The organism is Acidovorax sp. GW821-FHT09A11 (assembly GCF_059418365.1).
In genome coordinates this window covers 518,581-542,957 of the sequence record NZ_JBWKPS010000003.1, presented here as the reverse complement: position 1 = coordinate 542,957, position 24,377 = coordinate 518,581, and the positions used below count along the sequence as shown (strand labels likewise).

The window sequence follows — 24,377 nt, the reverse complement described above, 5'->3', positions numbered from 1 at the left end:
TTTTAAAGAGGAAGAAATGCTATTGATTCCAGAGCCGTCTCGGTACTACTGTGAGCCTGATGAGGATTGCTTCTTCGCTTGGTTAAAAGCTATTCCGGCAGTTAAGGAGGTCACCGGTACTCCGTCCGGTTTGGCTGTGACGATAGAGGAGCCAATAGATAAAATAAGTTTTTATGAACTCGTCGGTTTAATGACGAGATATGATTTAGACAGAAAATGTCTCCGACCATTGTGCAGATCGCAATCTGATCCTTGGTTCAATGATCCTAAAAATTATTGGTATGCGGCCGTTTTTTGCGATTAATGCGGTAAATTTGGCTATAGGTTGACGCTGCGGATAAGCGGCAGTTCGCACTTGGCCGCATGCTCCAATTTCGATGGCTGTAAGCACTCATTAATGCTTAAAACATAAAAGCCACCTGCATCCCCCCAGCGATAAAAGCTGCGGGATTCAGGTGGCTTCTTCTTTTAGCCGCTGGGTGTTTGTGCGCTACACCTTCTTGCCCTTCGCCTTGGCGCTGCCGGGTTTGCTGCCCTTCTTGTCCTCAGGCGTCACAAACCCGATAGGCCGCTTGGGCGGCTCCGGCGGCGTCATCAGCTCGCGCAGCGCATCAAACACCTGCTTGAGCTGGGCGCGGGTATTGCGGCTGAAGGTGTCATGCTGCATCGCCAGGACCTCAGCCCTGTCCTGCAACTCCGAGAGCTGCCGGGTCAACTCCTGGTGCGTCGCGGCCATGGAACGCACCTGCACAAAGGCTCGCATGATCTCGATATTGATGGCGATGGCGCGCGGGCTGTTCAAGACCGAAGACAGCATTGCCACGCCCTGCTCGGTGAACGCATAGGGCGCATAGCGGCGGCCACCCCGGCCGGTGTTTGAGGTCACAAACTGTGACCTCAAAGAAGCCCACTCCTGGGCATCCAGCTGGAACATGAAATCCCCAGGAAACCGTTCGCTATTGCGCTTGATGGCCTGCGCCAGCACCTTGGTCTCCACCCCGCACAGCGCGGCCAGATCCGCGTCCAGCATCACCCGCTGATCGCGCAGCGCCAGGATATGGCGAGCAATGTGGGGTTGCAGAGCCGGGACGGTGGTTGCGGCAGGCGTGGCAGGGGGATTGCTCATACAGCGGCACTCCCGGCCTCGGTCAGCAGACCATCGAGCATCTGAATGACCACCCCCGTGTCAACCCGGCGACGGAGCCAACTAGCCCCTTCCACCCACCGCTGGTACGCTGCGTCGCCATGGAGACAAGCAAAACAATCCCCCCACTTCCTCCCCGGTCCGCGGCGCCGTTTGTGCCGCAGATTCGCCTGTACCAGAACTGGTTGCGCGATGAGCGCGGCATTGCGTTCGACAGCTATGACGCGCTGTGGCGCTGGTCGACCACGGAGCTGGATACCTTCTGGCAGAGCGTGTGGGACTACTTCCGCATCGAATCGCCCACGCCGCACACGGCGGTGCTGGCGCGCAACACCATGCCCGGCGCGCAGTGGTTCCCGGGCGCCCAGGTCAACTACGCGCGGCAGGCGCTGCGCCATGTGGACGCCGCGCACGCGGCCGGTCTGCCGGCCATCATCAGCCGCAACGAAAAGGGCCACCACCGCGAAATGAGCTGGCCCGAGCTGCGCCGCCAGGTCGCGTCGCTGGCGCTGCACCTGAAGGCCCAGGGCGTGGAGCCGGGCGACCGCGTGGCCGCCTACCTGCCCAACGTGCCGGAGGCGATGGTGGCCTTCCTCGCCACGGTGAGCCTCGGCGGCGTGTGGAGCATCTGCGCGCCCGACATGGGCACCCATGCGGTGCTCGACCGGTTCCGCCAGATCGAGCCCAAGGTGCTGATCGGCGTGGACGGCGTGACCTACGGCGGGCGCGACCACGACCGCACCGGCGTGCTGGCCGAGCTGCGCGCGGCGCTGCCCAGCCTGCGGCACGCGGTGTTGCTGGGCAATCTGGATGCTTCTGTTTCGATAGCTGGTTACGCAAGCTGGACAAGCGCTACAGCCCGAAATGATGCAGACACTGAAGCTTTCGAACCGATGTGGCTGCCGTTCGACCACCCGCTGTGGATCGTCTATTCCAGCGGCACCACCGGCTTGCCCAAGCCCATCGTGCACGGCCACGGCGGCACGGTGCTGGTGGCGCTGCAGCTCAAGGTGCTGCACAACGACATCGGCTGCAGCTACGAGCCCAACAGCTTTGGCGAGCGCTACCACTGGTACAGCTCCACGGGCTGGGTGATGTGGAACGCACAGCTCTCGGGCCTGCTGTCGGGCACCACCTGCGTGATCTACGACGGCAACCCCGGCGGCAGCAAGGACCACCCCGACTGGGGCGTGCTGTGGCGCTTCGCGGCCGAGACGGGCGTGACCTTCTTCGGCGCGGGCGCGGCGTTTTTTGCCAACTGCATGAAGGCGGGCATCGCGCTGGCCGAATACGGCGACCTCACGCGCATCCGCGCGCTGGGCACCACGGGCTCGCCGCTGTCGCCCGAGGTGCAGGAATGGGGCACGGCGCAGTTCGAGGCCCTGGGCACGCACGACATCTGGTGGAACAACATCTCGGGCGGCACCGACTTTTGCGGCGCCTTCATCGGCGGCAATCGCGAGATGCCCCAGGTGCCCGGCGAGATGCAATGCCGCATGCTGGGCGCGGCCGTGGAGTCCTGGAATGCCGCGGGCGTGCCGGTGATGGACGAGGTGGGCGAGCTGGTGTGCGCGCAGCCCATCCCGTCGATGCCGCTGTACCTGTGGGGGGACAAGGACGGTTCACGCTACCTGTCGAGCTACTTCGACATGTACCCGCCTGGCCACGGCCGCCAGCCCGGCGGCGGCGATGGCCCCGCGCGCATGGGCGCGGTGTGGCGCCACGGCGATTGGCTCAAGATCGGCGCCAACGGCGGCTGCATCATCTACGGTCGCTCGGACGCCACCATCAACCGCCACGGCCTGCGCATGGGCACGAGCGAGATCTACAGCGCGGTCGAATCCCTGCCCGAGGTGCTCGACAGCCTGGTGGTGGACCTGGAATACCTGGGCCGCGAAAGCTACATGCCGCTGTTCGTGGTGCTGCGCCCCGGCCACACGCTGGACGAGGCCCTGCGCGCCCGCATCAACGGCGCGGTGCGCACGGCGCTGAGCCCGCGTTTCGTGCCCGACGACATCTTCGCGGTGGCCGAGGTGCCGCGCACCTTGAGCGGCAAGAAGCAGGAGCTGCCCATCAAGAAACTGCTGCTGGGCCAGCCCATCGAGAAGGTGGTGAACAAGGACGCCATGGCCAACCCGGGCTGCCTGGACTGGTATGTGGCGTTTGCCGCCGAGCGCGCGGCAGAAGTGCAAAATACATAGCTGCCCGCGCTTGCGGGCTGTACGCTACAGCCCGGTTTGATCCATATCCGGGCCGGGGCGGGGCACGCTGGAAAAGCCCATCGCATGCTCGATGAAGCGCTCCACGAGCCGGCTGGCCTCTCCCGCGCGTCGCGCGAGCGCGATGCCCACCTTGAAGCCCGGCGGGTTGTCGGTGAGCGCCAGGCACTTCACGCCGGGCGGCACCACCAGCCGCGCGACGCCCGCCACCAGTCCCACGCCCAGGCCCGCGGCCACCAGGCTCATGATGGTCTGCACCTGCATGGCCTCCTGTGCCACGCGGGGTGAAAAGCCCGACAGCTGGCAGCGCAGAAGCGCCAGGGCGGACAGCCCGGGCACTTTGTCCTGCGGGTACATGATGAAGGGCTCGCCCGCCGCTTCCGAGAGCGCGATCGCGTGGCGCTTCGCCAGCGGGCCGTGCGCGGACACGGCGAGCACGAAATCGTCGCGGTCCATGGGCAGGAGCTCGAACGGCTCGGGGTGCAGAACCGGGTAGCGCACGAATCCCACGTCGAAGCGGCGCGCCAGCAGCCCGTCGAGGATTTCGGTCGATGTGGCCTCCGACAGCTCCAGCTCGATCTGCGGGTAGCGCGCCCGCACGGATGGGATCAGCTCCGGCAGCAGGGCATAGGTGGCCGATCCGATGATGCCCAGGCGCAGCAGGCCGCCCAGCCCCTCGCGCGCGTCCGCCACGGCCTGGCGGCAGCGCTCCGCATGAAACAGCGCCAGGTGCGCCTCGGGCAGCATGGCCTGGCCCTCGGCCGTCAGGCGCACGCCAGTGCTGTGGCGCTCGAACAGGCGGCTGCCCAGTTCCTCCTCCAGTTTGCGCACGGACACCGACAGGGGCGGCTGGGCCATGTGCAGCAGCTCGGCGGTGCGGTGGAAGTTGCCGGTTTCCGCCAGGGTGACGAATTGGCGCAGCTGGCGCAGGTTCATGGGATACCAAACAAATATCGGTTTGTGAATTTTTAATATTAGACAGCATGGGTGCCCGCTGCCTACATTCGCCTGCAGGCCTGGGCAGGGCCTGACGATCAAAAAAATTCCATGAAGGAGACACCGTGATGCAATCCCGTAGAACCGTGGCCGGCGCGCTGCTGGCGCTTGCCGCCACGGCCCTGGCCCCCGCCGTGCAAGCCCAGGCATTCCCTGCCAAAACCATCAAGTTCGTCGTGCCCTTCGGCCCTGGCAGCGGCACCGACACCTCGGCGCGCTACTTCGCGCGCAAGCTGCAGGACCTCACGGGCCAGGCCGTGGTGGTGGAAAACAAGCCCGGCGCCAACGGCTTCATCGCCGTCAAGCAAGTGCTGTCGGCGCCGGCCGACGGCTACACCGTCTTCATCGGCAGCAACTCCACGCTGGCGGTGAACGCCGCGCTGTTCAAGGAGCTGCCGTACGACCCGGTGAAGGACTTCTCGCCGCTGACCATGATGATGCGTTCGCCCGCCATGATCGCGGCCATGCCCAAGGCGGCGTACAGCGACCTCAAGGGCCTGATCGCCTACGCCAAGGCCAGCCCGGGCAAGGTGAACTTCGGCGCGGGCTCGGCCGGCTACCAGCTCATGGGCGAGTTGCTCAACGACACGGCGGGCATCCACGCCGTGCACGTGCCCTTCAAGGGCGCCGGCGAGACCATGACGGCCGTGGCCTCGGGCACCGTCGACTACACCTTCGCCGAGGTGACCGCCGTGCAGGAGCTAGCCAAGGGCGGCCGCGTGAAGGTGCTGGCCGTGGCGTCCGACAAGCGCGTGGCCGCGGCGCCGGACGTGCCCACCGCCACGGAAGCGGGCCTGCCGGGCTTCGAGGCCTACACGTGGGTGGGCGCCATGGTCAGCGCCCAGACCCCCGCCGCCGAAACCGCCCGGCTGGCCGAGCTGTTCACCGCCATCTCCAGGATGGACGAGACCCGTGCCTTCTACGAGCGCATCGGAGCCACCGCCATGACCGGTGGGCCCGCGCAGATGCACGAGTTCCAGAAAAACGAGATCGTGCTGTGGAAGCGCATCGTCACCCAGGCCAAGGTGCCGCTGCAATGAGCGGTGCTCCCGCCGTGCAGCCGGGTGCGCTGCAGCATGTGAAGGTGCTCGACCTGTCCCGCGTGCTGGCCGGCCCCTGGGCCGCGCAGACCCTGGGCGACCTGGGGGCCGAAGTGATCAAGGTCGAGCGCCCGGGCACCGGCGACGACACCCGCGCCTGGGGCCCTCCCCATGTGACGGACGCGGCGGGCCGGCCCACCGGCGAGTCGGCCTATTACATGTGCACCAACCGCAACAAGCAGTCGGTGACGGTGGACTTCACCCGGCCCGAGGGTCAGCGGATCGTGCGCGAGCTCGCGGCGCGGTGCGACGTGCTCATCGAGAATTTCAAGACCGGCGGCCTGGCGCAGTACGGGCTCGACCATGCAAGCCTGAGCGCGCTGAACCCGCGCCTGGTGTACTGCTCCGTGACCGGCTTTGGCCAGGACGGCCCCTACGCGCACCGTGCGGGCTACGACTTCCTGATCCAGGGCATGGGTGGGCTCATGAGCATCAGCGGCCACCCCGACGGGGCACCCGGCGGCGGTCCCATGAAGGTGGGCGTGGCGCTCACCGACATCCTCACCGGGCTGTATGCGAGCACGGCCATCCTCGCTGCGCTGCAGGCGCGCGAACACACGGGCCGGGGCCAGCACATCGACCTGGCGCTGCTCGACGTGGGCGTGGCCTGCCTGGCCAACCAGGGCATGAATTACCTGTACGGCGACAAGGTGCCGCAGCGCATGGGCAATGCGCACCCGAACACCGTGCCCTACCAGGACTTCCCCACGCAGGACGGCCACATGATCCTGGCCATTGGCAACGACGGACAGTTTGCACGCTTTTGCCATGCCATCGGCGAACCGGACTGGGCGCAGGACGAACGCTTCGCGTGCAACGCCGGCCGCCTGGCCCACCGGGAGGAACTGGTCGGCCGCATCCGCGCCGCCACCGTGGCGCGCACCACGCGCGACTGGATCGCTCTGTTGGAGCGGCACGCCGTGCCCTGCGGCCCCATCAACACCGTGCGCGACGTGTTCGAGGACCCACAGGTCCAGGCCCGGGGCCTGCGGATCGCGATGCCGCACCCGCAGGCGGGCGAGGTGCCGCTGGTGGCCAGCCCCATCCGCCTGTCGGACACGCCCGTCACTTACCGCCACACGCCCCCGCAGCTGGGCCAGCACACCGACGAGGTGCTGGCCCGCTACCTGGGTTTTTCGCCCGCGCAATTGCAGGCCTACAAGGACGACGGAGTTTTGGGATGAGCACCCTGGATTCACTGGCGCTCACGCGCATTCCCGCTGAAGACGAGGCACTGCGCGCTGAGGTGCGCGCCTTCCTGCAGGAGGCCATTGCCGACCTGCCCGCGCACATCCGCGCGCGCTCCTGGGGCGGCTACAGCAGCGCTCTGAGCCGCCGGCTGGGAGACAAGGGCTGGATCGGCATCACGCTGCCCAGGGCGTACGGCGGGGGCGGGCGCAGCGCGTTCACGCGCTACGTGCTGGTGGAGGAATACCTGGCCTGCGGCGCCCCCGTGGGTTCGCACTGGATCGCCGACCGCCAGAGCGCGCCCCTGATCCTGAAGTACGGCACCGAGGCGCAAAAGCAGTTCTACATTCCGCGCGTGTGCAAGGGCGAGGCGTTCTTCTGCATCGGCATGAGCGAACCCAACGCGGGTTCGGACCTGGCCAGCGTGAAGACGCGCGCCGTGCCCAATGCGCAAGGCTTTGTGCTCAACGGCCAGAAGATCTGGACCACCAACGCCCACCACTGCCAGTACATGATCGCGCTGGTACGCACCTCGGGCACCTCCGAGGACCGCCACCAGGGCCTGTCGCAGGTCATCGTGGACCTGTCGCTGCCGGGGGTCACGGTGCGCCCCATCGAAGACCTCTCGGGCGACAGCCATTTTTGCGAGGTGTTCTTCGACAACGTGCGGCTGGGGCCGGATGCGCTCATTGGCGCCGAGGGCCAGGGCTGGGAGCAGGTCACGGCGGAGCTGGCGTTCGAGCGCAGCGGGCCCGAGCGCCTGTTCTCCTCCATCGTGCTGTTCGACCAGTGGCTCGGCTACGTGCGCACGCCCCAGGGACGCACCGACTCGGCCGTGCGGCTGGCGGGCAAGGTGCTCACGCAGCTGGCGCCGCTGCGCGCCATGTCCGTGTCGGTGCAGGAAAAACTCACGCAGGGCGCGAGCCCCATCGTCGAGGCGGCGCTGGTGAAGGAGCTTGGAACCACCCTCGAGCAGATGATTCCAGCGGCCATTGCCGAGGACCTGTTCGCGCGCGAGGCCGAGGACGTGCCCGTGGAGCTGCTGATGACGCTCAAGTACGTGACCGAGGCCTCGCCCTCCTTCTCGCTGCGCGGCGGCACGCGCGACATCCTGCGCGGAATGATCGCCCGCGGCCTGGGCTTGAGATGAGACACCCCTGGGCTGCTGCGCGGCATCTCTCGCGCGCGCGCTGCGTGGGGACCGTGCCTGGCGCCTCCGACCGGGCCGCGCTTCGGCCAGGGGCCGGGGGCAGTGTGTGCAACGCAATGGATGACCGACATGAGCATGAATGACAACGACCTGTTCGCCGATGCCGCGCACGACGTGCTGGCGGACCGGTGCACCCCCGCCGTGGTGCGCGCCATCGAGTGCGGCGGGCGCGCGGCGGATGCCGCGCGGGGCCTGTGGGAGCAGCTGGAATCCACCGGCCTGGCCGACGCCCTGCTGGGCGAAGACGAGGGGGGGGCGGGCCTGGAACTGGACCAGGCCTTTGGCGTGCTGGAGCAATGCGGTGCCCACGCGCTGCCGCTGCCCCTGGCCGAGACCATGGTGGCGCGGGCCTTGCTGGCCCAGGCAGGGCTGGTGCGCCCGCAGGGCAGCATCGCCCTGGCCCGCGGCCAGCGTGGCGCCGGCGGCGGTCTGCACTGCGCGTTGGTGCGCGGCGGCCAGGTGGCCGATACGGTGCTGGTGCAGGCCGGCGGCGCCTGGCACCTGCTTCCCGTCGACGGCGCCCACGCCCGTGCGCATGCACTGGCGCTGGACGCGGCGCTGACCTGGTCGGCCGCGCAGTGCGATGCCGCCCCCACGGTGGGCGTGGATGCCGCGCTGGACGTGCGCACCCTGCAGGCCGCGGTGGTGGCCGCGCAGATGGCCGGCGCCCTCAGCAGCGTGTTCCAGCGCACCCTGCGGTACGCCAACGAACGCCAGCAATTCGGCCGCCCCATCGGCAAGTTCCAGGCCGTCCAGCACCAGCTGGCCGTGATGAGCGAACACGTGTTTGCCGCGCGCATGGCCGCGCAGCTCGGCTGCAGCGGCGGCGTGGGCATCCAGCCCGACCGCCTGCGCGTGGCGACCGCCAAGGCGCGCTGCAGCGAGGCCGCGCTGGCCGTGTCGGAAGCCGCCCACGCCATCCACGGCGCCATCGGCTTCACCGAGGAGCATGACCTGCAGCTCTTCACCCGGCGCCTGCATGCCTGGCGCCAGACGGCCGGCAGCGAGGGGTACTGGCACACCGTGGCCGGCGAGGCGCTGCTGCAGCACAGCGGCATCACGCTCGACCTGGTGCGCCGCATCACCGACGTCGAATTCCCGGCCCGAGTGCCACTTCGCTGACTGGAGACATTTGCCATGGCCTTTCTGACCATTGAACGCGACGGCGGCATCCTCACCGCCACCATGAACCAGCCCGAAACGCGCAACGCGCTCACCGGCAACACCGCGGTGGACGAGTTCGTGCAGCTGTGCGAGGACGTGCGCCGGGATGCCGGCGTCAAGGTGCTGATCCTCACGGGCGCGGGTCCCATCTTCAGCTCGGGCGGCAACGTCAAGGACATGAAGCGCTTCTTTGATGACGCGTTCACGCCCGACCTGATCCGCGAGGAGTACCGCCAGGGCATCCAGCGCATCCCCCAGGCGCTGTACCAGCTCGATGTTCCCGTGATCTGCGCCGTCAACGGCCCGGCCATCGGCGCGGGGCTGGACCTGGCCTGCATGTGCGACATCCGCATCGCCAGCGAGGCGGCCACCTTCGCCGAGAGTTTTGTGCGCGTGGGCATCGTGCCCGGCGACGGTGGTGCCTGGCTGCTGCCGCGCGCGGTCGGCAGGGCCAAGGCGTCCGAGATGGCGTTCACCGGCGAGGCCATCGGCGCGCAGGAGGCGTTGGCCTGCGGCCTGGTGAGTCGCGTGGTGGCGGCGGACCAGTTGCTGCCCGCCGCGCGGGCGCTGGCCGCCAGGATCGCGGCCAACCCCGGCGCCGTGATGCGGATGACAAAACGCCTGCTGCGCGAGGGCGAACACGCCTCGCTGGCCTCGCTGCTGGAGACTTCGGCGGGCTACCAGGCCATCGCGCACAAGACGGCAGACCACCGGGAAGCGGTGACCGCCTTCATTGAAAAACGCGCGCCGAAGTTCCAGTGAGGCACCGTGCCCGCCCACCCGCCTTCGGAAGGATGTGAGATGACGCCTTTGCAAGGCCTTCGCGTGCTGGATCTGTCCAGCGTGATCTTCGGCCCCCTGGCCAGCCAGGTCCTGGCCGACTACGGCGCCGAGGTGATCAAGATCGAACCGCCCGAGGGCGACTCGACGCGCCATACCGGCCCCGCCCGGGAGGCGGGCATGGCGGCGATGTTCCTGGGCGCCAACCGCAGCAAGAAGAGCGTGGCGCTGGACCTCAAGCAGGCCGGTGCGCAGGAGGCGCTGGGCGCACTGATCGCCACGGCCGATGTGCTGATGCACAGCATGCGGCCGCAGAAGCTGGCGGCCCTGGGCCTCGCGCCCGAGGCGCTGCGCGAGCGTTTTCCGCGCCTGGTGTACGCCAGCCTGGTGGGCTTCTTGCCTGGCCCCTATGCCGGCAAACCCGCGTATGACGACGTGATCCAGGGCATGTCGGGGCTCGCCGACCTGATGGAACGGCAGGGCGGGGAAATGCGCTACCTGCCCACCATCGCCGCCGACAAGACCTGTGCCCATGTGGCCGCGCATGCCATCCTGGCCGCGCTGTGGCAGCGCGAGCGCACGGGCCGGGGGGCCTTCGTGGAAATCCCCATGTTCGAGTCCATGGTGGGTTTCAACCTGGTCGAGCACTACTACGGCCAGCACTTCGAGCCGCCGCTGTCCCCGCCGGGCTACCCGCGTGTGCTGGCCCCCTGGCGCCGGCCCTACCGCACGGCCGATGGGGCGGTGGCCATGATGCCGTACACCAACCTGCACTGGCAGCGCTTCTTCACCGAGGTGGGTGCCCCGGACCTGGCGCGCGATGCGCGCTTCGCCGACATCGCCAGCCGCACGCGGCACATCGCCGAACTGCTGGAGCTTGCGTCGGGCTTCACCGGGCGCCACACCACGGCCCACTGGATCGCGGTGTGCGAGCGGCTGGAAATCCCCGCCGCGCCCGTGGCCAGGCTGCAAGACCTGCCCCTGGATCCACACCTCGTGGCCACGGATTTCTTCGAAACCCTCTCCGACCCCGCCCTGGGCGAGGTGCGCTTTCCGGGCGTGCCGGTGCGCTTTGACGGGCAGCGCCCCGCCATCGCCATGCCCCCCCGGCTGGGCGAACACACCGAGACGCTGCTGGCCCAGGCCGGGCTCGGCGGCGCACAGATCCAGGCACTGCTGGGCACCCGCGCAGCCGTGGGCCCCTCTTCTTGACAAGGACACCTCCCATGATCCCCCAGACGCCTTCTGCGGACACCCTCCGCCCTGCCGCCCTCGCTGGCGTGGACCGCCATTTGCCGCGCCTCGGACAGGGGTTCGTGTGGCAGGACCTGAGCGTGGGACAACGCTTTCGCACCTTCAGGCGCACGGTCACCGAGACGGACCTGGTCAGCTTCATCGGCGTGACCGGCATGCTGGAGGCGATCTTCATCGAAGACGGCTACGAGGGCGGCGCCATGGCGGGGCGGCCCGTGCCGGGGGCGCTGACCTATGCGCTCATCGAGGGCTTCATCCTGCAGACCATGATCCAGGGCACGGGCCTTGCGATGCTGGAGCTGCACCAGAAGATCCTCGCGCCCGTGCGGGTGGGCGACACCATCGAGGCGGTGGTGGAGGTGACGGAGATCCGGCCCACCTCCAGGAGTGGCCGCGCGGTCGTGACCTCGCGCATCGACGTCTTCAACCAGCAGGGGGTACCGGTCATGACCTACACGGCCACCCGCTTGCTCGCCGGGCGTTCGTGAACCGATTTCCCCAACTACAACCACCCAGGAGACAACCACCATGAAAAAAAGCACTTCCCGCACGTCTTCGCGACCCAGCGGCGTCCGGCGCGTATGCCTGGCCATGTTCGGCTGCGCGGCCGGCGTGGCGGCCATCGCCCCCATGGGCTTGGCGCATGCGCAGGCCTACCCTTCCAAACCGATCACCCTCGTGGTGCCCTTTCCGCCAGGCGGGCCCACCGACCAGGTGGCGCGCGTGCTGGCGCAGAAGCTGACGGAGCAGATGGGGCAGTCCGTGATCGTGGACAACAAGCCCGGCGCCAACGGCAACATCGGCGGCACCCAGGTCAGCAAGGCGGCGGGTGACGGGTACACGCTGCTCTACAACACCTCGTCCATCACCCTGAGCCCGGCGCTCTACAAGAACCTGAGCTATGACGTGCAGAAAGATCTGGCGCCCGTGGCCCTCACCGCCGTGGTGCCGCTGGCCCTGGTCGTGCACCCGAGCCTTCCCGTCAACAATGTGCGCGAGTTCGTCGACTACGCCAAGGCCAACCCGGGCAAGCTCTCCTATGGCTCGGCAGGCAATGGCAACGTGACCCACCTGGCGGCTTTCCAGTTCACCAGGAGCCTGGGCATCGAGGCCACGCACGTGTCCTACCGGGGCAGCGCCCCCGCGGATGTCGACCTCGTGGCGGGGCAGATCCAGTTCATGACGGACACCATCAATTCCGTGATGCCTTTCGTGAAGGACAAGCGCCTGAAGCTGCTGGCGGTCACCACCGCCAGGCGCATGTCCCTGTACCCCGACGTGCCCACGCTGGGGGAAACCGTGATGCCCGGTTTTGAGGCGGGCGCCTGGCAGGGCGTGATGGTGCCCGCCAGGACGCCGGCGGCGCTGGTGCAGCGCCTCAACGCCGAGATCAACAAGGCGCTGCAAAGCGATGAGGTGCGTGCCAGGCTGGCGGTGCAGGGCGCCGAGCCGCTGGGCTCCACGCCCGAAGAGTACCGCGCCTATGTCGGCAAGGAACTCCAGCGCTGGGCCGGGGTGGTGAAATCGACCGGCGTGACCCTCGATTGAACGCGGCGGGGCCCCTGCACCGTGGGCGGCGCGAAAATGCTTCAAAAATGATAGCTGCTTGCGCTTGATGGACAGGCGCTGGGGCCCATTTTGGCCTCAAAGGCCCTCGCGGGCCTTTTTTTGCTTCCTGCCACCTGTTGTGACCGGCGCGGCGCCATGCCAGGGCCGCTCCGCCGCGCTGGCGACGGCCCCCTTCCGGGGCTGAGGGCTGCGGCTCCAAGCCTGCTTGCGCAGGCCTGGACATGACGAAGAGCAGCTGTTTCTGGCAGCCGCTCAGGGGGTCAGTCAAGCTTCGCGCCCGAGGCCTTGATCAATCGCTCCCACACCGGCCGCTCCTTGGCGATCGCAGCCGTGAACAGCGCGGGTGAGCTGTTCTGCACATCGAACCCCATGGCCGCGATGCGCTGCGCCACGTCGGGCAACTGCGTGGCCTTGCGCACCTCGGCGGCAATGCGCTCCAGGATGGGTGCTGGCGTGCCGGCCGGTGCGCCAAAGGCCAGCCAGCCCGCCACGCGGTAGGCCTCGTCGTTCAGGCCCTGTTCGGCCAGCGTGGGCACGCCCGGCAGCGCGCCCATGCGGCGCTCGCCGCTCACGCCGATGGCCTTGAGCTTGCCCGCGTCGATGTGCGGCTTGGCCTGCAGCGCGCTGGCGAACGCGATCTGGATCTGGCCGCCCAGCAGGTCCTGCACCATGGGCGCCTCGCCGCGGTAGGCCACGTGGCTCATGTCGGCGTTCTGCGTGAGGCTCATGTAGGCGCCGGCCAGATGCGGGTAGGCGCCCGTGCCGTAGGAGCCGTAGGCCACCTTGCCCTTGTTCGCCACCACGTACTTGAGCAGCTCGGGGCCCGTGGCCACGGGTACGCCGGGGTGGGCCACCAGCACCAGCGGCGCGATGGCGATCTGGTAGATGGGCGCGATGTCGCGCTCGGGGCTGTAGGGCAGCTTGGTGTACAGGAACTGGTTGGTGAGCATGGAGTTGCTCAAGGCCAGCAGCAGCGTGTAGCCGTCGGGCGCGGCCTTGGCCACCGCGTCGGTGCCGATGATGCCGGCCGCGCCGGGCTTGTTGTCGATGACCATGGGCTGGCCCAGGCCCGCGGCCATCTTCTCGGCCAGCACGCGCGCGAGCACGTCGGTGGCGCCGCCCGCGGCAAAGGGCACGACCACCTTGATGGGCTTGCTGGGGTAGGCCTGCGCCAGGGCGGCGGGGCCGGTGCACGCGGCGGCGGCGGCCAGGGCGGCGGCGCCCAGCCAGTGGCGGCGGGTCATCGACGGGGGGTGGTGGGGCATGTGTCGTCTCCTGTCATGGGTATTGCAAATCAGGCTGGCCCGGCCCGGCCCGGCCCTGCGCGGTGGCGGGCCGGGGCTCGTTCAGGCGGGCTGGGGGCTTCCTGGCGCCGGGGCGATGGTGACGGCAAGCGGCAGGGGCGCGAGCACCTCGCGCAGCCGGGCCTGCAGCGCGGCCGCGCCCGGGCCGGGCTGCAGGGTCACGCGCACGGCGCTCTCGCCTTCGGGCTGCACCTGGTGGCGGGGGAGGCCGGGGGTCTCGGCCCACACGCCGTCGGCCAGCGCCTGCACCGTGTGGCAGGCGGCCTGCAGGCGCAGCGCGGGCTTGTAGATCTTGCCCACGTTGGTCACGGGCATGGTGCCCAGGACCCGCACCCAGCGCGGGCGGGCCACGGCCTCGTCCACGTGCTCTGCGGTGAAGGCGAGCAGCTCGGCCTCGGTCGCCTGCGCGCCGGGCACCAGCGTGGCAAAGGCCACGGGCAGCTCGCCCGCATAGGCGTCGGGCGCGCCCACGGCGGCGGCGAGCTGCACGGCGGGGTGGGCGCCCAGCGCGTCCTCGATCACCTTGGGATCGATGTTGTGGCCGCTGCGGATGATGAGGTCCTTGGAGCGGCCGCTCAGGTGCAGGCGCCCTTCGGCGTCCACGAAACCCAGGTCTCCGGTGGCCAGCCAGCCGTCGGCCGTGAAGGCCTTGGCCGTGTCCGCCGCATCCAGAAACCCCGAGAACAGGTTGGGCGACTGGAACAGCACCATGCCCGGCTGCCCAGGCGGCATGTCCTGGCCGGACGCGTTGCCGTGCGCGTCCAGCGCCACGATGCGCAGCCGCGCGTACGGCAGGCGCCAGCCCACGCAGCCGGCGGGCGCGTGCACGCCCGGTGGCGTGATGGTGGAGATGCCCGCCATCTCCGTCATGCCCAGGCTTTCGTGCACATGCAGGCCGAACAGGCGCTCAAAGCGCGCCGCCAGCTCCGGCGCGAGGATGGCCGCGCCCGTGCGGCAGTAGCGCAGCGACGAGATGTCGGCGCCATCGAGCGGCACGTTGGCCAGCGCGGCCAGCACCGTGGGCACGGCCGACAGGTAGGTGCAGCGGTGGCGCTCGACCAGCCGCCAGTAGCTGGCGATGACCTCGCGGTTGCGGAACAGGCCCGCCGTCGGGATGATGGTCTCCACCCCCGCCGAGAGCGCCGCAAGCGAACCGGGCAGCACGCCCGCCACATGGAACAGCGGGTAGCCGTTGATGCCCACGTCCTGCGGCGTGATGCCCTGCATCTGCACGCTGGCCCAGGCGGTGAACACCTGCGCGCCATGGCTGTGGCGCGCGATCTTGGGCGCGCCCGTGGTGCCGCCGGTGTGAAAGTACGCTGCGATGTCGCCGGGCGCGATGCGCCGGCCGCTCACCAGCTGGCCGGCGGGCTGGCGCAGGCGCGCCGCGAAGTCCACCACGCCCTCGGGTAGCGCGCCGGCGGCGCCGGGCGCCTCATCGTGCGGGGCCACGCGCAGCACGGTGGCGAGCGTGGGCACCTGGCTGCGCAGGCGCAGGGCCTTGCTCCAGTAGCCCACGTCGCCTTCCGCACCGTAGGCGATCAGCACCTTGGCGCCCGCCAGCGCCATCATGGCCGCGAGCTTCTCGTCGGTGAGCATGGGGTTCAGGGGCTGCACGATGCCCGCCGCCTCGCCGCCCCACAGTGCCAGGTGGTATTCCAGGCAGCCGGGCAGCAGCACGGCCACGGCGTCCCGGGGGCCCACGCCCAGTGTGTGCAGCAGGTTGGCCGTCTGGTGGATGCCGGCCAGCAGCTGCGCGTACGACCAGCGGATGGGCGCGTCCGCCGGATCGGCCGTGGGCAGGAAGGTCAGCGCGGTCTTGCCGCCGAACGCATGGGCGGCGTTGCGCAGGATTTCATAGGTGCTCCGCACCGGCAGCGCCTGGGCCAGGGGCGTGGCTTCCAGCTGTTCGACATCCCGCAGGCCGCGGAGGGTGGTGGCGGTGCGGGCAAAGGGCGGATGGAGTGCGGGAGCGGTCATGGACGGAAGTGCGGGCAGACCCGGGATTGTTGTGCCGACAGGATTTCTTGACAATCACATGAAGGATTGACACTCTGTATGAATATTTTTGACAAACAAGCGGAGCGCGCCACGTGGACCTCTCGGCACTGACCCTGCTGGTGGAGATCCTGGACGCCGGCAACCTCAGCCTGGCCGCGCGCAAGCTCAAGATGAGCCGCGCCAACGTGAGCTACCACCTGCACCAGCTGGAGAAGTCGGTGGGCGTGCAGCTGGTGCGCCGCACCACGCGGCGCGTGGAGCCCACCGAGGTCGGGCTGCGCCTGTACGAGCACGGCCGCAGCATCATGAACGAGATGCTGGCGGCGCGCGAAACCATCGCCACGCTGGGCCAGAGCCTGCAGGGGCGCGTGGGGCTGAGCATGCCCCTGGGCTACGGCCAGATGGTCATGGCCGGCTGGCTCATCGAATTCAAGCGTCTGTACCCGGGGATCGTGCTCGAAGTGATGTTCGAGAACCGCGTGAGCGACCTCGTGCGCGAGGACGTGGACATCGCCATCCGCATCATGACCGAGCCGCCGCCGGCCCTGGTGTCGCGGGCCCTGGGGCCCGTGCGCTACGTGGTGTGCGCCGCCCGCGCGTACGCGCAGGAGCACGGCCTGCCCACGCGCCTGGAGCACCTGGCCACGGTGCCGCTCTTCACCTCGGGCTTCATCGGGCGCGAGCTGCGCGTGGCCGCCTACCGGCCCGACGGCCAGCGCGAGGAAGTGCTGCCCCGGCCCACCCTGCTGTCCGAGCATTTTCCCTTCCTGCGCGACGCGGTCCTGGCGGGCCTGGGCGTGGGCCTGCTGCCCGACTACGTGGTGGCGGACCCGGTGCGCGAGGGGCGCATCGTCACCGCGCTCGACGACTACCGCCTGAGCGTCTTTGGCACGCAGATGTTCCTCCTGTACATGCCCAACCGCTACCAGACCAGTTCGGTGCGCACGCTCATCGATTTCATCCTCGAGCGGGCGGGCGGTGTGCCTACAAGAAGCCCGGCACCTGGCCGCCCATAATGGGGCGTTCTCATCCACCATGGCGCGACCGGAGCTCCTGACATGAACACTCCCCGACATCCCAAGCGTTTCTCGATGATCCGCGAATTCCACCTGGCCGACTGGTTCACGCTGGGCAACGCGGTCTGCGGCGTGGGCGCATTGTTCTCGTCGATGACCTACCTGGAAACCGGCGCCGTGGTGCACGTCTATTTCGCCGCCGCCCTCGTGCTGGCCGCGCTCATCTTCGACGTGCTGGACGGCCGCATCGCGCGCTGGCGCCAGAAGAGTTCGGCCATGGGCCGGGAGCTCGATTCGCTGGCCGACGTGATCTCGTTCGGCGTGGCTCCGGCCATCATCGCCTATGGCTGCGGCATGCAGGGCCTGTACGACCGCATCGTGCTGGCCTACTTCGTGGCCTGCGGCGTCTCGCGCCTGGCGCGCTACAACGTCACGGCCGAAACCCTCTCGGGCGACGACGGCAAGGTGAAGTACTTCGAGGGCACGCCCATCCCCACCTCCATCGTGCTCGTGGGCCTGCTGGCCCTGGCGGCCTACCTGGGCGCGGTGCGCGAGAGCCTGTGGTTCGGCAAGGTGCTCATCGGCGGCTTCACGCTGCACCCGCTGGTGCTGCTGTTCGCGCTGTCGGGTTCGCTGATGATCAGCCGGATCCGCATCCCCAAGCTCTGAGCCACTGGCTGGTGGCACGGTCGACCTGCTCGTGCGGCCTATGAACCACCGCAGCGACGGCGGTCATGTGCCCGTCTGGGAACGCAGCGAGCTGACGCCCGAAGAGCTGGCGCGTTGGTCGTGCCTGGCGACCACCACGGGCCGGGCCCTGCTCGACAGCTCGCCGGTGACTGCCTCAAAGACTGCGATGCGGGCAACGACGCGCTAAACCCGCTGGCCCATCCCCGGGGACCAAAACCCCCGCACTGCCCTGTACTACAGGGTACACCTGCATGCTTTCGGGCGAAGCCCCGGGCCACCCACCCGGACTGGTTGTGGGCGAACCGCCCCAGTATTCGAAACTTGCGCAGTCCGAAACCTGGTCCCGGCAGTTCACGCGCCTGGACGACGATGAAGGTGCTGCGCTGGGTGCGCGCATCCGTGGCGCCATGAGGCCATGCCCCCGGTCGACCTGCATTTTGCTATAAAAATAGAAGCTACATACGCTTGCTATATGGCGGTAGGCCTTGTTTTTCCCGGCTTCATTGCTGCGGGGCACGGTCCGGAGGGGGCTGGAGGTGGCCATCCTCGCGGGGCTTCAGGCCCCCGGCGGCGCGTAACCCTAAGGGCACGTCCAGGCGCCGCTGCGGCGGTTGAACAGCTCGCCACCGAAGAAGAGGGCGCTGCCGTCGTTTGCCAGGGCCCAGGATGCTGCGTCGCGCGCTATGACGGCCTGCCTGCGCCATGTAGCACCCTCGCGGGCGAACAAGGCGATGTGCCACCCGGGCGCCGTACTCCCCGTGCCTGCGCATGTGAGGTCTGCACCAGTGATGTGGAACTCTGCCGGCAACGAGTTGGGTGCGTTCAGGGCTTCGACGGCCAGCGTGGCGCCATCGTTGGAGAGCGCCAAGGCGCTGTACCGCGATGCCGCAATGTCCAGGAAATTCACGATGCCCACGGGCAGCCGCGCTTGCTCGCTCCACGTCCCGCCTCCGCTTTGCGCGTAAACATGCAGGTATGGTGGTGCGAAGCTCTCGCTGCGGGTGATGGCGCCGCTGTTCAACGCCAGGGTGCTGCCATCGCCCGACAGGGCCAGGGCCGTTCCCACGACGCTGCCTCCCGGCGCCAGATGGCTTTGGGGTGCCCAGGTCGTGCCGGTGCGCACGTAGGTGAAAACAGCGTTGGGGGTGTTAGTGGCAGCGCCATAGATCCCCGTGACGGCCAGCAGGTTGCCGTTGGCCGACAGTGCCAGCTTGCCGGGGACGGAGGCCAACTGGCAGGGCTGGGGGCATGCGGCAGGCGTCTGGGTCGATGTAATCGTGGCTTGCAGGCCCCAGGTTGCGCCGCCGCGGTGGTAGATCTGTATCTTGTCGTCTTCAGCCCCCGCCAGGGTGGTGCCGTCCGAAGACAGCGCGATCCGGGACGCGCGCGTGGGGAACTCGGCTTGCTGCTGCCATGGCTGGTCGATGGCCGTGCGCGCGAACACCAACAAGGTGCTTGTCGAACCGCTGGCACCGCGCAGGACCAAAGTCAGGCCGTCCTGGGATATGGGATCGAAATTGCTCGCTGATGATTTGAGGGGCGCACGCCCCGATGGGAATTCATGGCTGATGCTTTTGGGAATGTCCAGCGCCTTCGCTGCGGTGAAGGCTCCACAGCCATCGGTGTTGCAAGCCCGCAGACGGAAGGTGGCGTTGATGAAGTCAGGCAGCCGGGCGAGATTCAGGTAGCCGAACTGTCGTTGAGTCGTGGAGTAGAAACTGAGGCCTTGCGCCTCGCCCATCTGCACTTCCGTCTGAGGCCCTGGGCCATCCGTGTCGGCAAAGAGCTCATAGCGGGTGGCGCCCGGCGTGGCGCTCCACGAAAAACTCAGGGCCCCACCGTTCTCAAAGTTCTCGGGGGCGGCCAGCGCGCCGGTGACGGGAGGCTGGCCTGGCTCTGCGGAGCCTGAGCCGCCACCGCAGCCTGCCAAGGCCAGTGCGGCACAGCTCAAGGCCAGTGCGGCTCGCAAGGTCGGCAAGGCACGTGGGGCCCATTGGTGGGCAGCTTCGGGTGCAAAAGTCATTGTGTTGTGATGCATGGGTGCTTTTTCAGGAAGCGGTAAACGGTGCTCGCGTACCTGTGGTGGTACTTTGCAGCGGTGATTCAAATCGTCCCCATGTGTTCTTCCCACATGCCTGGTTGGACTGGGCACCTTCGACAACAAGTGCCATGAAAATGATAGCTGCCAGTGCCAAGTGAGTAGGCGCAGTAGCACCATTTGATACAAATGATCAGCTCGCGCGCCGGTTCACCAGCACGATCCCCGCCGCTACCAGCACCAGCGCCGCCACCAGTCCGGGCGTCACGGGCTCGCCCAGCCACCAGGTGCCAAACAGCAGCGCGAACACGGGCGTGAGGAACACGAACACCGAGATCTTCGTGGCCGGGTAGTGCGCCAGCATCCACATCCAGGCCAGATAGCTCACGAATGCACCCACGAGCGCCTGCACCAGCAGCGAACCCCAGGCGAAGGTGCTGAACTGCAAGGTCCAGCTTTCGCCCAGGGCCAGCGACAGCCAGGGCAGTGCGGCGGCGCTCACGCCCACCTGGTAGAGCAGCTGCTTGGCGGGCGCCACGCGCGCGAGCGGCGTGGTGCGGATCACCACCGTGGTCAGCGCCCACATCAGGCCCGCGGCCAGGCCCAGCAGGTCGCCCAGCCAGGCACGGGGCAGGGCGGCGTTGGCGGGGCCCAGCAGACCGTCGCCCAGCGCCAGCCCCACGCCCACAAAGGCAGCGGCCAGTCCCAGCCACTGCCAGCCCTGCAGGCGCTCCCCGGGGATGAAGCGCGGCAGCAGCAGGGCCACCCAGAACGGGGCGGCATAGAGGAACACCGTGAGGCGCGACGCCGTGGTGTACTGCAGCCCCAGGTAGATGCAGGCAAACTCTCCTGCGAACAGCGCCCCGGCGAGCAGGCCCGCGCGCGGTGCCCCGGCCGGCTCGGCCGCGCCCGACAGCGGCACGCCGCGCCACGCGCACCAGGCGGCGACCGCCACGGTGGCCAGCACGAAGCGCAGAAAGGCCTGGTACACGGGAGCCACCTCGCCCACGGTGGCTTTCACCAGCACCTGCTGGAAGCCCCAGAACATGCAGCAGGCCAGCAGCAGGGCGATGGCCAGGGAATCGATGTGGGTTTTGCGGGGAGAAGACATCGGTCGATTATCAAAGACCCTTGCCCGGCGCCCCGTCGCCCATGCATCCAGGCGACCCGGAGCGCAGGCGGAAGGCTTCACGGCCCCTCGCGACCCTGGCGGCCATTGGCCCGGTTTCCGATGAAGGCACGGGCTCCCCAGGGAGGGGCACGGCGCCACGCGCGAGGCGCCGCGCGTTTCCCCTTGTGTTCCCGCGCAGGGCGCCCGGGGAGCGCGAACAGGTTCTTACACGGGCCCACGGTACACTTTGCGCCTTCTGAAACCCGTTCCCGAGCGTCTTTTCCACCCCTCATTCATGGCCCTTACGACGGCGGCGCAGTCCCGCACCAGCTTTGACCTCAAGAGCGCCTCTTTGCCCGTGGTGGCCGTGGTGCTCAAGACCACCGACGCCGCGCTGTTTGCCGCCGACCTGGCCGAGCGCGTGGCCGACGCCCCGGGCTTCTTCGACAATGATCCGGTGCTGATCGATCTGGCCCCTGTGCGCGAAGCGCAGGAACCCATCGATTTCGCGGCCATCACGGCCTTGCTGCGCAGCCACAGCACCCTGCCCGTGGCGGTCCGCGGCGGCAGCCCTGCCCAGATGGATGCCGCGCGCGCGGCCGGGCTGGCCGCGGCGCCCGATGCACCGCCCGTTCGCGCCGAGGCCCCTGCCACCCCGGTGCAGGAAGTGGTGCGCGAGGTGATCCGCGAGGTCGAGGTCGAAGTGGTGCGCGAAGTGCCCATGCCGGGCCCCGGCACCGTGGTGGTGGACAAGCCCCTGCGCTCGGGCCAGCAGGTGTATGCCCGTGGCGCCGACCTGGTGGTGATGGCCGTGGTGAGCTTTGGCGCCGAGGTGATCGCCGACGGCAACATCCACGTCTATGCCCCGCTGCGCGGCCGCGCGATTGCCGGTGCGCGCGGCAACACCGAAGCGCGCATCTTTTCGACCTGCCTGGAGCCCCAGCTGGTGTCCATCGCGGGCATCTACCGCACCACCGAGACCGAGTTGCCCGCCGATGTGCGCGGCAAGCCGGCCCAGGTCCGGCTCGATGGCGAGAAGCTCATCATCGAAGCTCTCAAGTGAAACACCCCCCTATGTCGCTTCGCTCCTTCCCCCCACTCTCGCAGCGCTGCGCGCTGCGCGCAGCGGGACGCTCCCAGCGCGGCGGGGCGGCCCTTGCGCGGGAGCCCTGGTGTGGGCCACGCCCGTGTCAAGCGTCGCCCCGGTGCATGCGCCACGAAAATTGATACTTCATTCATCATCAAACCCCTCAAGAGACCCCAACACATGGCCAAAATCGTCGTCGTGACCTCCGGCAAGGGTGGCGTGGGCAAGACCACCACCAGTGCCAGCTTTGCCACCGGCCTCGCCCTGCGCGGCCACAAGACCGCCGTGATCGACTTTGACGTCGGCCTGCGCAACCTGGACCTCATCATGGGCTGCGAACGCCGCGTGGTGTACGACCTCATCAACGTGATCCAGGGCGAGGCCAACCTGAACCAGGCCCTCATCAAGGACAAGCAGTGCGACAACCTGTTCGTGCTGGCCGCCAGCCAGACGCGCGACAAGGACGCGCTCACGCAGGACGGCGTCGAGAAAGTGCTCAAGGACCTGGCCGCGATGGACTTCGAGTACATCGTCTGCGACTCGCCCGCCGGCATCGAAAGCGGCGCGCTGATGGCCATGCACTTCGCCGACGAGGCGCTGCTGGTGACGAACCCCGAGGTGTCGTCGGTGCGCGACTCGGACCGCATCCTGGGCATGCTGGGGAGCAAGACCAAGCGCGCCATTGAAGGCGGCGAGCCGATCAAGGAGCACCTGCTCATCACGCGCTACAACCCCAGCCGCGTGCAGGACGGCCAGATGCTGAGCCTGGAAGACATCCAGGACATCCTGCGCATCAAGCTGATCGGCGTGATCCCCGAGTCGGAAGTGGTGCTGCAGTCGTCCAACCAGGGCACACCCGCGATCCATGCCAAGGACTCGGATGTGTCCGAGGCCTACAAGGACGTGATCGACCGCTTCCTGGGCGCCACCGACAAGCCGCTGCGTTTCATCGACGCGGAAAAGCCAGGCTTCTTCAAACGCCTGTTCGGGAGCAAATAAGCCATGGCTTCTTTCCTGTCCTTCCTGCTCGGCGAGAAGAAGAAAACCGCCAGCGTCGCCAAGGAGCGGCTGCAGATCATCCTGGCGCACGAGCGCAACGGCCGCAATGCCTCGGAGCCCGACTACCTGCCCGCGCTGCAGCGCGAACTGGTGGCGGTGATCTCCAAGTACGTGAAGATCAACCCCGACGACCTCAAGGTGCACCTGGAGCGCCAGGACAACCTGGAGGTGCTGGAGGTCAAGATCGAGCTGCCCGACACCGTGCGCTGAGGTCCTGCATCCAAGCCAAATTGGCCCCTGGCGCTTATCTGGTAAGCGCTGGCAGCTATCAAAATTGATGAACCCGGTGGGGCTTGGCTAGCGCGCGTGTTTTGCCCACTTGCCGGCCAGCGCCTGCGCGATGCTCAGCCCGCGCTGCCCGGGCACCAGCGTGGCGGTCTCTCCGGCGGCGATGGTGCCGGGCTGGTCCACCGCCAGGTAGTAGCCGCAGCACCCGGCCAGGGCCATGGTGCGGCCCGCCTGCGCAAACCCCATGACGGCGTTGAACTTGAAGCATGGCTCGCGCGGGGCGCTCACCCGCAGCACGCAGTGGGGGAAATGCCATTCATCGCCCACAAACACATCCGCTTCCAGCGGCCCGTCGATGGTGAGGTTCTCCCCCATGAAACCCGGCGGCAAGGTTTCATCGAACAGGCTCACGCCGCGTTCGCGGCGCTGTGCCTGCCAGAACGCGTAGTGGGCGGCGGGGTAGGCGTATATGGCCTTGCCCAGGCCGCCGTGCACGCTCGGGTCGGCCTGCTCGTCCCCCGCCAGGCCCAGCGGGCCCACGGCCACCGGGCCGGTGACGGGTGCCTTGCCGATGGCGGTGAGCACCGAGCGTTCGCCCACCTTCAGGCGCCGGGCCAGGCCGATGTTCACGTGGCGCACGGCCACAGTGGGGGCCGTCACAGCGGGTGCTCGGTGTAGAACTTGCCCCCGTGGTACAGCAGGGGCGAGATGCCTTCGCGGTGCTCGCAGCGCTCGACCTCGCCCACAAAGATGGTGTGGTCGCCCTCCTTGTACTGGCTGCGGTTGAAGCATTCGAACGTGGCAGCAGCCCCGGCCAGCAACGGGGCACCGCTGATGCCGGGCCGGTGTTCCAGGCCTGCCCAGCGGTCGATGCCGCGCGTGGCAAAACGCTCGGCCAGCGCCTTCTGGTCCGCGGCCAGCACGTGGATGGCGTAGTGCGAGCCATCGGCAAAGGTGGGCAGGGTGCTGGCGCCGTGCGACAGGCTCCACAGCACCAGCGGGGGCGCCAGCGACACCGAATTGAACGAACTGGCCGTGAGCCCCACCAGGTCACCCGCAGCCGTGCGGGCCGTGACGATCGTCACGCCCGTGGCAAACATGCCCAGTGCATCGCGAAACTCGCGTGTGGAGAAGCTCGGTGGCAGGGCGAGGGCGGGGCGGGGGGGCGAAGGGTTCACAAAAGCGGTGCCAGCGGTGGCAGCAGGGGGGAGCAACTATT

At 68.3% G+C, this 24,377-nt stretch carries 22 protein-coding genes; 14 read left to right on the top strand and 8 right to left on the bottom strand.

Translation table 11 applies throughout. The features are described from left to right. Positions 1-490 precede the first annotated feature (490 nt). Positions 491-1,126: an ORF6N domain-containing protein gene (locus AC07PV_RS10100; RefSeq protein ID WP_494630140.1), complete on the bottom strand. Its 636-nt coding sequence runs from the start codon at positions 1,124-1,126 to the stop codon at positions 491-493. 119 nt (positions 1,127-1,245) lie between these two features. On the opposite strand from AC07PV_RS10100, the gene AC07PV_RS10095 reads away from it, so the two are divergent. Further along, positions 1,246-3,345: an acetoacetate--CoA ligase gene (locus AC07PV_RS10095; RefSeq protein ID WP_494630139.1), complete on the top strand. Its 2,100-nt coding sequence runs from the start codon at positions 1,246-1,248 to the stop codon at positions 3,343-3,345. Between the two features lie 24 nt (positions 3,346-3,369). Here AC07PV_RS10095 and AC07PV_RS10090 read toward each other — a convergent pair whose 3' ends face one another. Continuing rightward, on the bottom strand, positions 3,370-4,299 hold the full coding sequence (locus AC07PV_RS10090) for a LysR family transcriptional regulator (protein ID WP_218296495.1): 930 nt from the start codon (positions 4,297-4,299) through the stop codon (positions 3,370-3,372). Positions 4,300-4,427: 128 nt separating this feature from the next. Here AC07PV_RS10090 and AC07PV_RS10085 point away from each other — a divergent pair, with 128 nt between their 5' ends. From AC07PV_RS10085 to AC07PV_RS10050, 8 genes are all read left to right on the top strand, one after another. Then, entirely contained in the window at positions 4,428-5,399 is a 972-nt protein-coding gene (locus AC07PV_RS10085) for a Bug family tripartite tricarboxylate transporter substrate binding protein (RefSeq protein WP_494630137.1), read from the top strand. Then, the gene (locus AC07PV_RS10080) at positions 5,396-6,643 is read left to right on the top strand and encodes a CaiB/BaiF CoA transferase family protein (RefSeq protein WP_494630136.1); all 1,248 of its coding nucleotides are present in this window, start codon (positions 5,396-5,398) and stop codon (positions 6,641-6,643) included. The genes AC07PV_RS10085 and AC07PV_RS10080 overlap by 4 nt, the downstream gene beginning before the upstream one ends. Next, entirely contained in the window at positions 6,640-7,797 is a 1,158-nt protein-coding gene (locus AC07PV_RS10075) for an acyl-CoA dehydrogenase family protein (RefSeq protein WP_218296498.1), read from the top strand. The genes AC07PV_RS10080 and AC07PV_RS10075 overlap by 4 nt, the downstream gene beginning before the upstream one ends. A gap of 135 nt (positions 7,798-7,932) precedes the next feature. After that, the gene (locus tag AC07PV_RS10070; RefSeq protein ID WP_494630243.1) at positions 7,933-8,979 is read left to right on the top strand and encodes an acyl-CoA dehydrogenase family protein; all 1,047 of its coding nucleotides are present in this window, start codon (positions 7,933-7,935) and stop codon (positions 8,977-8,979) included. A 15-nt stretch (positions 8,980-8,994) separates the two neighbouring features. Further along, positions 8,995-9,783: a crotonase/enoyl-CoA hydratase family protein gene (locus tag AC07PV_RS10065; protein WP_218339229.1), complete on the top strand. Its 789-nt coding sequence runs from the start codon at positions 8,995-8,997 to the stop codon at positions 9,781-9,783. A gap of 39 nt (positions 9,784-9,822) precedes the next feature. After that, entirely contained in the window at positions 9,823-11,013 is a 1,191-nt protein-coding gene (locus tag AC07PV_RS10060) for a CaiB/BaiF CoA transferase family protein (protein WP_494630135.1), read from the top strand. A gap of 14 nt (positions 11,014-11,027) precedes the next feature. Then, entirely contained in the window at positions 11,028-11,543 is a 516-nt protein-coding gene (locus AC07PV_RS10055; protein WP_369641022.1) for a MaoC family dehydratase, read from the top strand. A 40-nt stretch (positions 11,544-11,583) separates the two neighbouring features. Then, positions 11,584-12,603 carry a Bug family tripartite tricarboxylate transporter substrate binding protein gene (locus tag AC07PV_RS10050; protein WP_218296501.1) on the top strand — a complete coding sequence of 340 codons (1,020 nt, stop codon included), beginning with the start codon at positions 11,584-11,586 and terminating at the stop codon, positions 12,601-12,603. Positions 12,604-12,884: 281 nt separating this feature from the next. Here AC07PV_RS10050 and AC07PV_RS10045 read toward each other — a convergent pair whose 3' ends face one another. Further along, on the bottom strand, positions 12,885-13,889 hold the full coding sequence (locus AC07PV_RS10045) for a Bug family tripartite tricarboxylate transporter substrate binding protein (protein WP_218296502.1): 1,005 nt from the start codon (positions 13,887-13,889) through the stop codon (positions 12,885-12,887). An 81-nt stretch (positions 13,890-13,970) separates the two neighbouring features. Continuing rightward, on the bottom strand, positions 13,971-15,908 hold the full coding sequence (locus AC07PV_RS10040; protein ID WP_494630134.1) for an acyl-CoA synthetase: 1,938 nt from the start codon (positions 15,906-15,908) through the stop codon (positions 13,971-13,973). 113 nt (positions 15,909-16,021) lie between these two features. Here AC07PV_RS10040 and AC07PV_RS10035 point away from each other — a divergent pair, with 113 nt between their 5' ends. Together AC07PV_RS10035 and pssA are read left to right on the top strand one after the other, a co-directional pair. After that, positions 16,022-16,945: a LysR family transcriptional regulator gene (locus tag AC07PV_RS10035; protein WP_218296504.1), complete on the top strand. Its 924-nt coding sequence runs from the start codon at positions 16,022-16,024 to the stop codon at positions 16,943-16,945. A gap of 42 nt (positions 16,946-16,987) precedes the next feature. Further along, entirely contained in the window at positions 16,988-17,614 is a 627-nt protein-coding gene (gene pssA / locus AC07PV_RS10030; protein ID WP_218296505.1) for a CDP-diacylglycerol--serine O-phosphatidyltransferase, read from the top strand. A gap of 601 nt (positions 17,615-18,215) precedes the next feature. Here the strand turns inward: pssA and AC07PV_RS10025 are convergent. Together AC07PV_RS10025 and AC07PV_RS10020 are read right to left on the bottom strand one after the other, a co-directional pair. Further along, positions 18,216-19,376 (bottom strand): hypothetical protein, encoded by a 1,161-nt coding sequence (locus AC07PV_RS10025; RefSeq protein WP_494630133.1) that lies wholly within the window; start codon positions 19,374-19,376, stop codon positions 18,216-18,218. Between the two features lie 490 nt (positions 19,377-19,866). Then, positions 19,867-20,784, bottom strand: a complete 918-nt coding sequence (locus AC07PV_RS10020; RefSeq protein WP_218296507.1) for a DMT family transporter — start codon at positions 20,782-20,784, stop codon at positions 19,867-19,869. A 295-nt stretch (positions 20,785-21,079) separates the two neighbouring features. Here AC07PV_RS10020 and minC point away from each other — a divergent pair, with 295 nt between their 5' ends. The 3 genes from minC to minE all read left to right on the top strand — a co-directional run bounded on the left by minC (position 21,080) and on the right by minE (position 23,140). Continuing rightward, complete coding sequence (minC, locus tag AC07PV_RS10015; RefSeq protein WP_218296508.1) at positions 21,080-21,847, top strand: septum site-determining protein MinC; 768 nt, start codon at positions 21,080-21,082, stop codon at positions 21,845-21,847. Between the two features lie 204 nt (positions 21,848-22,051). Continuing rightward, the gene (minD, locus tag AC07PV_RS10010; RefSeq protein ID WP_218296509.1) at positions 22,052-22,870 is read left to right on the top strand and encodes a septum site-determining protein MinD; all 819 of its coding nucleotides are present in this window, start codon (positions 22,052-22,054) and stop codon (positions 22,868-22,870) included. Positions 22,871-22,873: 3 nt separating this feature from the next. Continuing rightward, positions 22,874-23,140 carry a cell division topological specificity factor MinE gene (gene minE / locus AC07PV_RS10005; protein ID WP_015011987.1) on the top strand — a complete coding sequence of 89 codons (267 nt, stop codon included), beginning with the start codon at positions 22,874-22,876 and terminating at the stop codon, positions 23,138-23,140. Between the two features lie 87 nt (positions 23,141-23,227). Here minE and AC07PV_RS10000 read toward each other — a convergent pair whose 3' ends face one another. Beyond that, positions 23,228-23,818 (bottom strand): MOSC domain-containing protein, encoded by a 591-nt coding sequence (locus AC07PV_RS10000; protein ID WP_494630131.1) that lies wholly within the window; start codon positions 23,816-23,818, stop codon positions 23,228-23,230. After that, positions 23,815-24,336, bottom strand: a complete 522-nt coding sequence (locus AC07PV_RS09995; RefSeq protein WP_029414219.1) for a flavin reductase family protein — start codon at positions 24,334-24,336, stop codon at positions 23,815-23,817. The genes AC07PV_RS10000 and AC07PV_RS09995 overlap by 4 nt, the downstream gene beginning before the upstream one ends. Between the last annotated feature and the right edge of the window lie 41 nt (positions 24,337-24,377).

Coding starts and splice junctions, on each gene's coding strand:
- AC07PV_RS10100 (WP_494630140.1), bottom strand. CDS start 1,126: ATGAGCAATCCCCCTGCCACGCCTGCCGCAACCACCGTCCCGGCTCTG.
- AC07PV_RS10095 (WP_494630139.1), top strand. CDS start 1,246: ATGGAGACAAGCAAAACAATCCCCCCACTTCCTCCCCGGTCCGCGGCG.
- AC07PV_RS10090 (WP_218296495.1), bottom strand. CDS start 4,299: ATGAACCTGCGCCAGCTGCGCCAATTCGTCACCCTGGCGGAAACCGGC.
- AC07PV_RS10085 (WP_494630137.1), top strand. CDS start 4,428: ATGCAATCCCGTAGAACCGTGGCCGGCGCGCTGCTGGCGCTTGCCGCC.
- AC07PV_RS10080 (WP_494630136.1), top strand. CDS start 5,396: ATGAGCGGTGCTCCCGCCGTGCAGCCGGGTGCGCTGCAGCATGTGAAG.
- AC07PV_RS10075 (WP_218296498.1), top strand. CDS start 6,640: ATGAGCACCCTGGATTCACTGGCGCTCACGCGCATTCCCGCTGAAGAC.
- AC07PV_RS10070 (WP_494630243.1), top strand. CDS start 7,933: ATGAATGACAACGACCTGTTCGCCGATGCCGCGCACGACGTGCTGGCG.
- AC07PV_RS10065 (WP_218339229.1), top strand. CDS start 8,995: ATGGCCTTTCTGACCATTGAACGCGACGGCGGCATCCTCACCGCCACC.
- AC07PV_RS10060 (WP_494630135.1), top strand. CDS start 9,823: ATGACGCCTTTGCAAGGCCTTCGCGTGCTGGATCTGTCCAGCGTGATC.
- AC07PV_RS10055 (WP_369641022.1), top strand. CDS start 11,028: ATGATCCCCCAGACGCCTTCTGCGGACACCCTCCGCCCTGCCGCCCTC.
- AC07PV_RS10050 (WP_218296501.1), top strand. CDS start 11,584: ATGAAAAAAAGCACTTCCCGCACGTCTTCGCGACCCAGCGGCGTCCGG.
- AC07PV_RS10045 (WP_218296502.1), bottom strand. CDS start 13,889: ATGCCCCACCACCCCCCGTCGATGACCCGCCGCCACTGGCTGGGCGCC.
- AC07PV_RS10040 (WP_494630134.1), bottom strand. CDS start 15,908: ATGACCGCTCCCGCACTCCATCCGCCCTTTGCCCGCACCGCCACCACC.
- pssA (WP_218296505.1), top strand. CDS start 16,988: ATGAACACTCCCCGACATCCCAAGCGTTTCTCGATGATCCGCGAATTC.
- AC07PV_RS10025 (WP_494630133.1), bottom strand. CDS start 19,376: ATGGGCGAGGCGCAAGGCCTCAGTTTCTACTCCACGACTCAACGACAG.
- AC07PV_RS10020 (WP_218296507.1), bottom strand. CDS start 20,784: ATGTCTTCTCCCCGCAAAACCCACATCGATTCCCTGGCCATCGCCCTG.
- minC (WP_218296508.1), top strand. CDS start 21,080: ATGGCCCTTACGACGGCGGCGCAGTCCCGCACCAGCTTTGACCTCAAG.
- minD (WP_218296509.1), top strand. CDS start 22,052: ATGGCCAAAATCGTCGTCGTGACCTCCGGCAAGGGTGGCGTGGGCAAG.
- minE (WP_015011987.1), top strand. CDS start 22,874: ATGGCTTCTTTCCTGTCCTTCCTGCTCGGCGAGAAGAAGAAAACCGCC.